This window comes from Streptomyces brasiliensis, assembly GCF_014647875.1.
GTDB lineage: Bacteria > Actinomycetota > Actinomycetes > Streptomycetales > Streptomycetaceae > Streptomyces > Streptomyces brasiliensis.
In genome coordinates, this window is sequence record NZ_BMQA01000006.1 from 294236 (window position 1) to 306814 (window position 12579).

General features: G+C 71.0%; 9 protein-coding genes, 1 tRNA gene and 1 pseudogene. 4 read left to right on the forward strand and 7 right to left on the reverse strand.

The features are described from left to right. Nucleotides 1–118 precede the first annotated feature (118 nt). The 3 genes from IEZ19_RS12470 to leuS all read right to left on the reverse strand — a co-directional run bounded on the left by IEZ19_RS12470 (nt 119) and on the right by leuS (nt 4799). Nucleotides 119–964 (reverse strand): DegV family protein, encoded by an 846-nt coding sequence (locus IEZ19_RS12470; RefSeq protein WP_189311205.1) that lies wholly within the window; start codon nt 962–964, stop codon nt 119–121. A 71-nt stretch (nt 965–1035) separates the two neighbouring features. Beyond that, complete coding sequence (locus IEZ19_RS12475) at nt 1036–1770, reverse strand: hypothetical protein (RefSeq protein WP_189311206.1); 735 nt, start codon at nt 1768–1770, stop codon at nt 1036–1038. A 140-nt stretch (nt 1771–1910) separates the two neighbouring features. After that, complete coding sequence (gene leuS / locus IEZ19_RS12480; RefSeq protein WP_189311207.1) at nt 1911–4799, reverse strand: leucine--tRNA ligase; 2889 nt, start codon at nt 4797–4799, stop codon at nt 1911–1913. Between the two features lie 474 nt (nt 4800–5273). Here leuS and IEZ19_RS12485 point away from each other — a divergent pair, with 474 nt between their 5' ends. Both IEZ19_RS12485 and IEZ19_RS12490 read left to right on the forward strand, forming a co-directional pair. Further along, complete coding sequence (locus tag IEZ19_RS12485) at nt 5274–6482, forward strand: ferric reductase-like transmembrane domain-containing protein (RefSeq protein ID WP_189311208.1); 1209 nt, start codon at nt 5274–5276, stop codon at nt 6480–6482. After that, entirely contained in the window at nt 6479–8089 is a 1611-nt protein-coding gene (locus IEZ19_RS12490) for an NADH-quinone oxidoreductase subunit NuoF family protein (protein WP_189311209.1), read from the forward strand. Before IEZ19_RS12485 ends, IEZ19_RS12490 begins: the two co-directional genes overlap by 4 nt. A 106-nt stretch (nt 8090–8195) precedes the next feature. On the opposite strand, the gene IEZ19_RS12495 is transcribed toward IEZ19_RS12490, so the two are convergent. Then, nucleotides 8196–8268: transfer RNA gene (locus tag IEZ19_RS12495), tRNA-Ala, on the reverse strand. 113 nt (nt 8269–8381) lie between these two features. Between IEZ19_RS12495 and IEZ19_RS12500 the strand changes: the two genes are divergently transcribed. Then, the gene (locus IEZ19_RS12500; protein ID WP_189311210.1) at nt 8382–9581 is read left to right on the forward strand and encodes a glycosyltransferase 87 family protein; all 1200 of its coding nucleotides are present in this window, start codon (nt 8382–8384) and stop codon (nt 9579–9581) included. On the opposite strand, the gene IEZ19_RS12505 is transcribed toward IEZ19_RS12500, so the two are convergent. The 3 genes from IEZ19_RS12505 to IEZ19_RS12515 all read right to left on the reverse strand — a co-directional run bounded on the left by IEZ19_RS12505 (nt 9571) and on the right by IEZ19_RS12515 (nt 11520). Beyond that, nucleotides 9571–9804 (reverse strand): hypothetical protein, encoded by a 234-nt coding sequence (locus tag IEZ19_RS12505; protein WP_006136074.1) that lies wholly within the window; start codon nt 9802–9804, stop codon nt 9571–9573. The two genes, IEZ19_RS12500 and IEZ19_RS12505, sit on opposite strands and share 11 nt — an antisense overlap. A gap of 3 nt (nt 9805–9807) precedes the next feature. Beyond that, nucleotides 9808–9981, reverse strand: coding sequence for a hypothetical protein (locus IEZ19_RS12510; protein ID WP_100826177.1), 174 nt, complete (start codon nt 9979–9981; stop codon nt 9808–9810). 69 nt (nt 9982–10050) lie between these two features. Next, the gene (locus IEZ19_RS12515; protein ID WP_189311211.1) at nt 10051–11520 is read right to left on the reverse strand and encodes an MFS transporter; all 1470 of its coding nucleotides are present in this window, start codon (nt 11518–11520) and stop codon (nt 10051–10053) included. A 138-nt stretch (nt 11521–11658) separates the two neighbouring features. On the opposite strand from IEZ19_RS12515, the pseudogene IEZ19_RS12520 reads away from it, so the two are divergent. Beyond that, nucleotides 11659–12557: pseudogene (locus IEZ19_RS12520) on the forward strand (helix-turn-helix transcriptional regulator). The last annotated feature ends 22 nt before the right edge of the window (nt 12558–12579 follow it).

The window sequence follows — 12579 nt, forward strand, 5'->3', positions numbered from 1 at the left end:
GATCGGGCATCTCGCAGATCCGTGATGATCTTGCTCAATTCCCGGGGAACCGCCCAGTTGTGGATAATTCCGTCACCCGCACGAGTGAGCCCACCAACCAAGAGCTTGCGTCTGCACCTCACCGAGGCGAAACAACGACCCCCAACAACCCCGGCCCCGTGTGCGCCCCGATCACCGCCCCGACCTCACTCACATGCAGGTCCACCAGCCCGGGCACCCGCGTCCGCAGCCGCTCGGCGAGGGCCGACGCCCGGTCTGCGGCGGCGAGATGGTGGACGGCGATGTCGACCTCGGCACCGCCTGCCCGGTCGGCCACGATCTCCTCGAGGCGGGCGATGGCCTTCGACGCCGTCCGTACCTTCTCGAGGAGATCGATGCGGCCGTCGTCCAGCTGGAGGAGGGGTTTCACGGCGAGCGCGGAGCCCAGCAGCGCCTGCGCGGCGCCGATGCGGCCACCGCGGCGCAGATAGTCCAGGGTGTCGACGTAGAAGTAGGCGGAGGTGCCGGCAGCCCGCTTCTCCGCCGCCGTGACGGCCTCGTCCATGGTGCCGCCCGCGTCCGCGACCTCGGCCGCGGCGAGCGCGCAGAAGCCGAGGGCCATCGCGACCATGCCGGTGTCCACCACCCGTACCGGCACGGGCGCCTCGCGGGCCGCGAGTACCGCCGCGTCGTACGTACCGGACAACTCGGCGGAGAGGTGCAGCGAGACGATGCCGGTGGCGCCTGACTCGGCGACCCTGCGGTAGGTTTCCGCGAACCGTTCGGGGCTCGGGCGGGACGTGGTGACCGGCCGTCGCTTCTGCAACGCCTGGGCCAGGGAACGGGTGGAGATCTCGGTGCCTTCTTCGAGCGCCCGATCGCCCAGGACGACGGTCAGAGGAACTGATGTGATGCCATGACGCTCCGTCGCCCGGGGCGGCAAGTAGGCCGTTGAATCGGTGACGATCGCGACATGGCGGGACATGAGCTGGAGGTTACCTGCCGTAGCGCCCGGGCGGCAGCCCGGCCCCTCTCACCGGGCCGGCACCGGCCGGATCAAGTGGTGCTCTCCGGGCGGGGCTTCTTCTGCCACGGATACTGCTGGCGCCGTCCGGGCGGGTTGATGGCCGGCCGGGTGGGTTCGCCGGCGGTGCGGGACTTCGGGGTCTCGGGCCAGGTCTGCTGGGTGTGGGGGCCCTCCTCCGGCGGGGCGTCGGGCCACGGGGCCGGGGTCGCCGAGGGGTCCGGTTGCTGCCAGTGCCGCAGGGCGCCGGTCTCGACGTCGATCTGGGTGCTCAGCGAGTCCAGGTCGTCCTCGGCGAAGCGGTGGGCGCGGTCGCGGGCGGCCCAGCGCAGGGAGTCGGCGGACTTGGTGATGCGCTCGGTGCGGGCGCGCAGCTCGGGCAGCCGCTCGGCGAGCGTCGCGCGGTCCGGCTCGGACTCCAGGCGCTTGAGTTCGCCGTCCAGTTCATGACCGTGGACGCTCAGCCGCTGGAAGAGGCCGAGGGACTCGCGCAGTGACTCGTCCTCGGTCACGCCCATGTGCAGCGCGTCCTGGGTGGCTCTCATCGAGGTGCGCAGGCTGAGCCGGAGCTGGGCGATCTCGCCCGCCGGGCCCGGCTGTGCGAAGGACTTGGCGCGCAGCGTGTGGTCCTCGACCGTGCGGCGGGCCTGGGTGATGGTGCGGTCGACGCCCCGCTTGGCGGCGCCGATCACCTTGACGGCGGCGTACGCGCCGAGGACGACGAAGAGCAGGAAGAGCACGGCGAAGACCGCGATCACTGTTTCCACGACGCTCCTCCTCCGCTTCCGCGGGGCAGGCCGCTCCGCTCTTCAACGGTAAACGCAACGGGCAGGCCCGGAGTTCCAGCAGAACCCCGAACCTGCCCGTAGGGGACTACCCGGAGGTGCTCACCCTCGGCGACGGATGCTTACGCCGGGACGATGTTCACCAGCTTCGGCGCTCGCACGATCACCTTGCGGATCCCCGCGCCGTCCAGCGCGGCCACGACCTTCTCGTCGGCCAGCGCCACCCTCTCCAGTTCCTCCTCGGAGATGGCCGGCGAGACCTCCAGGCGGGCCTTGACCTTGCCCTTGATCTGCACGACGCAGGTCACGGTCTCGTCGACTACGTACGCCGGGTCGGCGACCGGGAAGTCCTGGTGGACCACCGAGTCGGTGTGGCCCAGCCGCCGCCACAGCTCCTCGGCGATGTGCGGGGCCAGCGGCGCGACCATCAGCACCAGCGGTTCCGCGACCGGACGCGGCACGACGACGCCCGCCCTGGTCAGGTGGTTGTTCAGCTCCGTGACCTTGGCGATGGCGGTGTTGAAGCGCAGGCCCTGCAGGTCCTGGCGCACTCCGTCGATCGCCTTGTGCAGGGCGCGCAGCGTCTCCTCGCCGGGCTCGGCATCGGTGACGGTGACCTCGCCGGTCGTCTCGTCGACGATGTTGCGCCACAGCCGCTGCAGCAGCCGGAACTGGCCCACGACCGCGCGCGTGTCCCACGGCCGGGAGACGTCCAGCGGGCCCATCGCCATCTCGTACAGGCGCAGCGTGTCGGCGCCGTACTCGGCGGCGATCTCGTCCGGGGTGACCGCGTTCTTCAGGGACTTGCCCATCTTGCCCAGCAGTCGGCTGACCTTCTCGCCGTGGTGGCAGTACGCGCCGTCGCGCTCCTCCACCTCGGCGGCCGGCACCGCGATGCCACGGTTGTCGCGGTAGACATAGGCCTGGATCATGCCCTGGTTGAACAGCTTGTGGAACGGCTCGGCGGACGAGATGTGTCCGAGGTCGTACAGCACCTTGGACCAGAAACGCGCGTACAGCAGGTGCAGCACGGCGTGCTCGGCGCCGCCGACGTACAGGTCGACGCCGCCGTGCGGCTGGCCCTCGCGCGGGCCCATCCAGTACTGCTCGATCTCCGGGTCGACCAGCTTCTGGTCGTTGTGCGGGTCCAGGTAGCGCAGCTCGTACCAGCAGGAACCGGCCCAGTTGGGCATGGTGTTGGTCTCGCGGCGGTACTTGCGCGGGCCGCGGCCGTCGCCCAGGTCCAGGGTGACGTTCACCCAGTCCTCGTTGCGCGACAGCGGGGTCTCGGGCTGGGTGTCCGCGTCGTCCGGGTCGAAGGTGCGCGGCGAGTAGTCCTCGACCTCCGGCAGCTCCAGGGGCAGCATCGACTCGGGCAGCGGGTGCGCGATGCCGTCCTCGTCGTAAACGACCGGGAAGGGCTCGCCCCAGTAGCGCTGGCGGCTGAACAGCCAGTCGCGCAGGCGGAAGTTGACGGTGCCTTCGCCGATGCCCTTGCGGGCCAGCCACTCGGTGATGCGCGCCTTGGCCTCGACGACACCCAGGCCGTCCAGCTTCACGTCGTCCGTGGAGGAGTTGACGATCTTCGCGTCGTACGAGACGAAGGCGTCGTCCCACGCCGAGGTGTCCGTGCCGCGGCCGTCGGTCGGCTCGACGACACAGCGGATCGACAGCTCGAAGGCGCGCGCGAATTCGAAGTCACGCGTGTCGTGCGCCGGTACGGCCATGATCGCGCCGGTGCCGTAGCCCATCAGCACGTAGTCGGCGATGAAGACCGGGACCTGCTCGCCGTTGACCGGGTTGGTCGCGTACGCGCCCGTGAAGACGCCGGTCTTGTCCTTGGCCTCGGCCTGACGCTCCACGTCCGACTTCGAGGCGGCCTGCGCGCGGTAGGAGGCGACGGCCTCGGCGGGCGTGGCGTGGCCGCCGGTCCACACCTCGTGGGTGCCCTCCGGCCAGGCTGCCGGGGTGAACTTCTCGACCAGCGGGTGCTCGGGGGCCAGCACCATGTAGGTCGCGCCGAACAGGGTGTCCGGGCGCGTGGTGAAGATCGTGATGTACTCGCCGTCGATCGGGAAGCCGACGCGGGCGCCCTCCGAGCGGCCGATCCAGTTGCGCTGCTGCAGCTTGATGGCCTCGGGCCAGTCCAGCTCGTCCAGGTCCTCCAGCAGGCGGTCCGCGTAAGCGGTGATCCGCATGTTCCACTGGCGCAGCTTGGCCTTGAAGACGGGGAAGTTGCCGCGCTCGGAGCGGCCGTCGGCGGTGACCTCCTCGTTGGCCAGCACGGTGCCCAGACCGGGCGCCCAGTTGACGGGCGCGTCGGAGGCGTAGGCCAGCCGGAACTCGCTCAGGACGTCGGCGCGCTCGACATCGGTCAGCTCGTTCCACGCGCGCGTGTGGCCGGGTACGCCGCGCTCACCGGACTCGAACTGGGCGATCAGCTCGGAGATCGGACGGGCCTTGTCGGCCTCGTCGTCGTACCAGGAGTTGAAGATCTGCAGGAAGATCCACTGGGTCCACTTGTAGTACTCCGGGTCGATCGTGGCGAACGACCGGCGCTTGTCGTGGCCCAGGCCCAGCCGGCGCAGCTGGGCCTTCATGTTCTCGATGTTCGCCTCGGTGGACACGCGCGGGTGCGTGCCGGTCTGCACGGCGTACTGCTCGGCGGGCAGGCCGAAGGCGTCGAAGCCCAGGGTGTGCAGGACGTTGTGGCCGGTCATCCGCTGGAACCGGGCGAAGACGTCGGTGGCGATGTAGCCCAGGGGGTGGCCGACGTGCAGGCCCGCACCCGAGGGGTACGGGAACATGTCCATGATGAACTTCTTGGGCCGGGCGACGATCTCGGGGTCACCGGCCAGGTCGCCCTTCGGGTTCGGCGCGGCATAGGTGCCCTCGGCGTCCCAGAAGTCCTGCCAGCGTGCCTCGACCTCGGCGGCCATGGCCGCCGTGTAGCGGTGCGGCGCGGCCTCCGCCGTCGCGGCGGCGGGGGCAGCAGGGTTCGTCTCGCTCATGATCCTCAAAGCTCCATCGATCGTCTCTGCCTGCGGCTGTGACTTTCTAGAAACGAAAAATCCCCTCGCACAGGAGGGGACGCCGCGCCGATGCCGACCACGATCTCATCCGGTGGTCGGTACTGATCAGCGCGGCCCGCTAAGCAGAAGGCGTACGGCACGCATGGCGTCAGGGTACCGCAGGCCTTGAGCAAGCCGCGACGCGCTTCCGTATGCCTGGTGGACAGACCCGCTCGACATGACAAGAACTGAACCCTGTTCAACGGTTACTTCGCGTAACGCCCACTAGTGGGGCATCGCAACAACCGCATAGTCCTTTGATAACAGCGCAATAACTCAAACCTCGTACTCATCAGTATGGCGCCGCTTAGAGTGCCGCAGCGGGACCGCTTTCCCGAACCGCTCGGAGTTGCCCCCATGAACCCTCGTCGTAGTAACAGTTCGCTTCCCAAACCGGGCCGGTCGGCCAACGGGATGGCGAGTGCTGTTGTTCTGCTGCTCATACCCGTGGTCGTACTGTTCGGAGGCAGCCGGCTCCAGGACTTCCTCAACTTCGGCGCAGGCGTCCTGTCCCTGGTCTGCCTCACCTGCTCGGTGATCTGGGGCCTGGTCGCACAGGACCGGCTCATCCTCAACACGCGCCAGCGGATCGTGGCCCAGGGCATCCACCGGGTGACCGCCGTCGCCTCGATCGCGTTCCTCCTGGTGCACATCACCATCAAGCTGGCCCTCGACCACACCGTCCTCATCGCCGCGGTGATCCCCTTCAGCCTCGGCGTCAAGGGCAGCGCGGGACTCATCGGCCTCGGCTCCCTGGCCGGGCTGCTCATGATCTTCGTGGGCGTCACCGGCGCACTGCGCAACCAGTTCGCCTCCCCGGCGCCGGTGGCGGCGCGCTGGCGCGCGATGCACATGCTGGCCTACCCGGCCTGGTGCGCGGCCCTGGTCCACGGCCTGTTCGCCGGCCGGCCGGCGAAGACGTTCTTCATGGTGTCGTACGAGCTGTGCCTGGTCGCGGTGGCCGCAGCCCTCGCCCTGCGCGCGGCTCCCCGCCCGTTCAAGCACAGGGTCGCCGAACGGCTCGTCTCGATCCTGGGCTCCGAGGAGCGGCCGGGCCGCGAGCAGCTGGACGCGAGCCGGGCCCGGGTGGCAGAGACCGCCGCCACGCTGCCCGGCTACGACAGCCGACGCGCGCCGCAGCAATCGCGCGACGAGGCGATGGCCCGTCCGGCGCCCGCCTACGAGGCCCCCGCGTCCGGCTTCGCCGCCGCCTACCGGGCCGTCTCGACGCCTCCGCAGCCCCGGCAGCAGCCCTATGCGACCGGCCGGACCGGCCGCACGGACCTGCGGGCCACGGAGTCGATGCCGCGCGTGGACGGCCCCGCCGGTGGCTCGAGCAGCTGGCCGATCCCGTCCCCGCCGCCGGTCGGCGAGGCCCCCCCGTCGGCCTTCGACCCGCTCCAGGACACCGGATACACCATGCCGGTCCACGGCAATCCGGGCACCGGCGGGTACGGCGGGAGTGATGCGTACGACACAGGTGAGACGAACACCCTCTACGGGACGTACAACCCGGGTGACACGTACAACAGCGGTCCCGCCAATGAACCGTCACCCGGTGCGCCCTACGACACCCCGGGCTCGGGCGAACCTTGGAACACGCCTTTCGGAGGCCATAGGTGAACGAGGCCCTGCCCGACGTACCAGAAGTCCGCGTGGTCGGCCTTCCGCAGCTCACGTCGGGCTTCGACCTTGTCGAACGACTCGATCTGCCCATGCACCTCAAGGTGCACGGGCCTCTCGACCCCCTGGGCGGTGAGCAGCTCGCGCAGCTCGCCGAACGCATCAACCTGAAGGGCCGCGGCGGCGCGGGCTTCCCCTTCCACAAGAAGCTGCGCTCGGTCGCCGAGTCGGCGATCAAGCGTGGCGTACGGCCGGTCGTCGTCGTCAACGGAAGCGAGGACGAACCGGCCTGCCGCAAGGACACGGTGCTCATCAACCGTGCCCCGCACCTGATCCTGGACGGCGCGCTGCTGTGCGCCGAGGCCCTGGGTGCCCGCACGCTCGTGGTGGGGGTCACCCGTGAGTCGACGCAGCGCTCCATGGAGGCCGCGCTCGCCGAACGCGGCCTCAGCAACAGCCGCAGGTCGGCGGTGCGCGCGAGCGTGCAGCGCAACCCGGTCCGCATGGTCACCGGCGCGGCCGCGTCGCTGATCCGCTCCATCGACGGCGGTCCGGCGATCCCGCCCGGCCGCAAGGTCAGCGCCTCGCAGACCGGGGTCGGCGGTGCGCCGACGCTGCTGTCGAACGCCGAGACGTTCGCCCAGCTGGCGATCGCCGCCCGCATCGGCCCGGAGCGCTACGGCCACACCGGTCTGTACGACGAGCCGGGCACCGTCATGCTGACGGTCTCCGGCGCGGTCGCCCGGCCCATGGTGATCGAGGTCCCCACGGGCGTGCCACTGCGCTACGTCCTGCAGCTGGCCGGCGCCCCGCCGGTGCCGCAGGGCGTGCTGACCGGTGGTTACCACGGCAAGTGGATCGACGCGGCGACCGTCGACGAGGCGATCGTCTCCCGCAACTCCCTCGACGCGGTGGGCGGTTCGCTGGGCGCGGGCGCCATTCTGCCGATCAGCCAGGAGACCTGCCCGCTGGGCGAGTCGCTGCGGGTGGCGCAGTGGCTGGCCGAGGAGAGCGCGGGCCAGTGCGGTCCCTGCTACCTCGGACTGCCCGCCGCCGCGCGCGGCATGGAGGACATCCTGAGCGGCGGCGGACCGGCCGCCCTGGAGGCGCTCAAGCAGGTCGCCAGGAACGTGAAGCGGCGCGGTGCGTGCTCGCATCCGGACGGCTCCGCGATGTTCCTGGAGTCGACCATCAAGGCGTTCACCGACGATCTCGCCGCTCATGTCCTCGGCAACGGCTGCGGACGGCCCGTGGAGGGCGTTCTGCCGCTCTTCGAGGGGGGCAGAACGCCGACGGGCATCCCGGGCGGCGGCGAACCCGAGGACAGCGGCGCCAGCCGCCAGAAGATCTACGTCGACTGGACCCTGTGCCGGGGTCACGGCCTGTGCGCGGACATCCTCCCGGAGGTCTTCCAGCTCGGCGCCGACGGCTTCCCGACGGTCGCCCAGGCCAAGGTGCCGCAGTACGCGGAGGCGAAGGCGCTGCGCGCCGTGCGCCGCTGCCCGGCGCTGGCGCTGCGCCTCGAGGAGGACACGCGAGCGCAGGCGCCGTCCCGCAATCTGCCGGTCCTCTCCCAGGGCCGCGGCCGCCGCTCCCTGGGCCGCTGAACGCACGCGCGGCGGGTCCCCCGGAAACGGGGGACCCGCCGCCGACATACCACCGGAAAACATCGAAGGCGGACCATCCCTTCGGATGATCCGCCTTCGACTCCTGTGGAGCTAAGGAGAATTGAACTCCTGACCTCCTGCATGCCATGCAGGCGCTCTACCAACTGAGCTATAGCCCCTCGCTTCGGTCCGCCCGGTTTCCCCGGCGGCGACGCCAACATTACACGGTCCACCGGGTGCATCACCAAATCGTTTCCGTTCTGCACCGATACGGACGCTAGTGTCTGGTTTCGTGACCGTGATCGCGTTGTCCGGAGTCCACCGTCGAGTCCCGGTCGCCGTGGGGGCGTGCCTGGTGTCGTTCACGGCGTTCTGGGTCGCGCAGCGGATCGCGCACGTGTCGATGGTCGACCTGATGGTGTACCGGGCCGAGGGGGCGACCGTCCGCGCGGGAGGCGATCTGTACGCACTGCGCACCACCGCCTTCCATCTGCCCGCAACCTACCCGCCGTTCGCGGCGCTGCTGTTCACGCCGCTGACGCTCCTGGACACCGGCCTGCTGCGCACCCTGGCGACGGCCGGGAACCTCGCCCTCCTGGTGGTGTTCGTGCGGCTGTCGCTGAAACTCGTCGGCCACGCACGCGTGGCGAGCGTCTGGTGGGTCGCGGCGGCGGCCGTGTGGTGCGAGCCGGTGTGGACGACGCTCCGCTACGGGCAGGTCAATCTCGCGCTGGCCGTTCTGGTGCTGTGGGATCTGTCACGCCGCTCCCCGGGCGCCGCGGACCGCTGGGCCGGGGCCGGCCTGGGACTCGCCGCGGCGGTCAAGCTGACGCCCGCGCTGTTCGCCGTCTTCCTGGCCGCCACGGGTGTGGTGGCCGCGCTCAGGGGCGGCGACGGGGGTCCGTGGCTGCGGCACGCGCGCGGGGCCGCCGCCGCGTTCGCCGGAGCGACGCTTCTCGCGGCGGCCGTCCTGCCGTACGACTCATGGCGCTTCTGGACGCGCATGGTGCTGAGCACCGGCCGGGTCGGGCACGTCGAGGAGACCGCGAACCAGGCCCTGCGCGGCGTTCTGGCGCGCCTGCTGCACTCCCCCGACCCGGGAGCCCTCTGGGCCGTCACGGCGGCCCTCGTGGGCCTTGCCGGGCTCGCCGTGGCGGTCGCGGCGGAGTTGCGAGGCCACCGGTGCTGGGCGGTGGCCGTCTGCGCGGTGACGGCGCTGCTGGTGTGTCCCGTGTCGTGGTCGCACCACTGGGTGTGGTGCGTACCCGTGGTGCTCCTGCTGTGGACGCGCGGCCACCGCGCGGTCGCCGTCGGCACGCTGCTGGTCTTCTGCTCGTACGCCCTGTGGTGGGTGCCACATGTGCACGGCCGTCCCGAACTGCACCAGAACGGCGCCGAGTTGACGCTGTCGGCGCTCTACGCGTGCGTGGGGCTGGCCTTCCTGGTGCTCGCCGGACATCGTTGCCGAGACCCGGCGGACGTCAAGCCGTGACGAACGAGTAGAACCGCTTGAGCGTGCAGTGCTCCTCCAGGAGGCGGCCGTAGATCGGCTCACCCTCCAGTTCGCGGTACGTCTCGATCGGGTCGCCCTTTATGATCAGCGCCCGCGCGCATTCCTCGCACCAGTACTGGTAGTCGGGGTTGATCGGTTCCATGTCACGGACGATGGGCGTGCCGCTGCCGCACCAGTCGCACTTTCGCCTGTGTGCACCCATCGATCAGCTCCAGCTGTGGCCGCAGGCCGTGCACACGTAGGAAATACCGCCGTTGTCGCCGAGCACTTGGGCCACATGCGCGGAACCGCAGGAGGGGCAGCTGAGCCGGGTGGCCGTGTCCCGTATCAACGCCGCACCGAGGAGGTGGCCGACCTCCTCGAGGATGCTCGCAGGCATCGCTACTCCCTCCCGTCGGACCGCGCCCCCTACCGGCCGCTTGATTCTGCCACGGCCCGAGCAATACGGTCAGCGACGCCTCCGTACCAGTCCGGACACGGCGCCCACCGCGGCGGTCCCGGCCAGTGTCCACATGCAGGTCGAGAGCGCCTTCGCAGAGGTATACGCCTCCAGGGGCCCAAGTGACTCAAGCCGGTTCAGGAACAGTGTGCCGAAGGCCGCGACACCGATCAGCTGGCCGAGCTGGGTGACCGTCGCCAGCAGACCGCTGGCGTCGGCCGCGTCCTCGGGGCGCACGGTCGCCAGTGCCCCGGTGAGCGTCGGGCTGAACGCGAGGGCGAGCCCAGCGCCGACTCCGGCGTACGCGACGTACAGCGCCGCTCCTCCGTCGCCGCCGCCCCGGAACGCCAGGCCCACCCCCGCCACGGACAGCGCGGTGAGCGCGAACCCGGACGGAGTCAGCGCGCGCTGCCAGGAGGCCGGCCACCTGCGCCAGGTCATGCCGACCACGCCGAAGACGACGGCGGTGGGCGCGAAGGTGAGTCCGGCGCGCAGGGCGCTGTAGCCGAGGCCGCCCTGGATGTGCAGGGTGAGCGCGAACAGGAAACCGGCGTTGACCGCCATCACGGCCAGGATGCGCAGGACGGCCAGGCCCATGCCGGGCCGGCGCAGGACGCGGGGCGCGATGAGCGGGGCGCCGCCGCGCCGGGCCAGCCGGGACTCGTACCCGCAGAACAGGGCGAACAGCACGGCGGAGGCGGCCAGCGACAGCCAGGCCCACAGCGGCCAGTCCTCCCCCTGCCCCAGCACCAGCGGCACCGTCAGCAGCGACACGGCCGCGCCGAGCAGCACGAGGCCGGGCAGGTCCAGGCCACGCGCCGCCTGGGGGCCGGCGCCGCCGTCCCGGGGCAGGACCCGACGGCCCAGCACCAGCAGGACGGCGCCCACCGGCACGTTCACCAGGAACACCGGTCGCCAGCCGGTGCCGAGGAGGTCGGCGCTGACCAGGACGCCGCCGGCGATCTGCCCGGCCGCCGCACCGACGGCGAGGACCGCCGAGTACGCGCCGAGCGCCCGGACCCGGGCCTCGCCGGTGAAGGTGCGCTGGATGAGGCTGAGCACCTGCGGGATCATCACGGCCGAACCGGCGCCCTGCACCAAGCGGAACACGATCAGTTCTGTGGTGCCCTGCGACAGGCCGCAGGCGAGCGAGGCGACGGTGAACAGGGCGAGCCCGGCGAGGTGGACCCGGCCCTGGCCGAACCGGTCGCCGAGCCGGGCGCCGGTGATCAGCAGCACGGAGTAGGTGATGGCGTATCCGGCGATCACCAGCTGCAAGTCGGCGCCGGACGCCCGGAGTTCGGAGCCGATGGTGGGGGCCGCGACGTTCACTATGAAGACGTCGAGGACCGCCATGAACAGGGCGGTGAGCACGACCGCGAGCAGCAGCCGGGGCCGGTTGTCGGTGCCGGGTGCTTCGCTGATCGCAGTGCTCGGAGCGGGCGCGGGACCTCGTCCCGTCCGGGAAGTCGTCGTCATGCGCTCGAGCCTGGCGACGTGCGGGTACGGGTGCCGAGTGCCCGCTGATGCTGGTACTGACAGCACCTGGCAGAGGGAGCGCCCGGCGCCGACCATGGGGTGGTGGCGTGCGGGACGTGGAGCGAGGGGGACGTGACGATGGGGACGACGACACACCGCCGCCGGCCGGAGCTGGCCGCGTTCCTGCGCAGCAGGCGGGCCCGGGTGACACCCGGGGACGTGGGCATGCCACCGGGCCTGCGGCGCCGCACCCCGGGCCTGCGCCGCGAGGAGGTCGCCCAGCTCTCGGGCGTCGGCGTGACCTGGTACACCTGGCTGGAGCAGGGCAGACCGATCAACGCCTCCCCGCAGGTCCTGGACGCCGTGGCCCGCACGCTGCGGCTCGACCCGCCGGAGCGCGAGCATCTGTACCACCTCGCCGAGGTGCCGTACACGGCCGCACCGGGGGCCCCGGTGCAGACGGTGGGCCCGGAGATCCAGGGCATCATCGACGCCCTCGCACCACGGCCGGCGGTGGTCTACAACGCGCGGTACGACGTGCTGGCCGCCAACGCGGTCTACGCCGACCTGTTCCTCACCGGACCGCTGTCGGCCACGCGCCCGCCGAACGCGCTGTGGGGGCTGTTCACGGTGCCCGAGGAGGACTGCCCGCTGATGTTCCGGAAGTCGGAGCTGCCGGTGATGGTCGCGACCCTGCGCGCCTCCTACGGCCTGCACGCCGGGGAGCCGGCTGGGAGGACTTCATACGCGGGCTGAGCGCGGCCAGTCCGCTCTTCGCGCGTCTGTGGGGGACGGGCGACGTGGCGCAGCCCGGGCGACGTGTGAAGACGTTCCGGCACGTGGACGTGGGCGAGTTGCGGATGACGTCGGTGTCGCTGTCGGTCAACGGCATGCCCGAGTGCCGGATCGTGGTGTACACCCCGGACGACGAGGAAACGGCGCGGCGCACAGCGTTGCTGAGGGAGCGTCGGGAACGCCTGTGGCCGCCGCACGCGGCGCGGTGGATCACGGGCACGACGAAAAATCCCGCCCCCTGAGGGGACGGGATCCGTGGAGCCT

Bases quoted from the DNA above. Each gene is read 5' to 3' on its own strand.
- IEZ19_RS12470 (WP_189311205.1), bottom strand. From the start codon at position 964: ATGTCCCGCCATGTCGCGATCGTCACCGATTCAACGGCCTACTTGCCG.
- leuS (WP_189311207.1), bottom strand. From the start codon at position 4,799: ATGAGCGAGACGAACCCTGCTGCCCCCGCCGCCGCGACGGCGGAGGCC.
- IEZ19_RS12485 (WP_189311208.1), top strand. From the start codon at position 5,274: ATGGCGAGTGCTGTTGTTCTGCTGCTCATACCCGTGGTCGTACTGTTC.
- IEZ19_RS12505 (WP_006136074.1), bottom strand. From the start codon at position 9,804: ATGGGTGCACACAGGCGAAAGTGCGACTGGTGCGGCAGCGGCACGCCC.
- IEZ19_RS12510 (WP_100826177.1), bottom strand. From the start codon at position 9,981: ATGCCTGCGAGCATCCTCGAGGAGGTCGGCCACCTCCTCGGTGCGGCG.
- IEZ19_RS12515 (WP_189311211.1), bottom strand. From the start codon at position 11,520: ATGACGACGACTTCCCGGACGGGACGAGGTCCCGCGCCCGCTCCGAGC.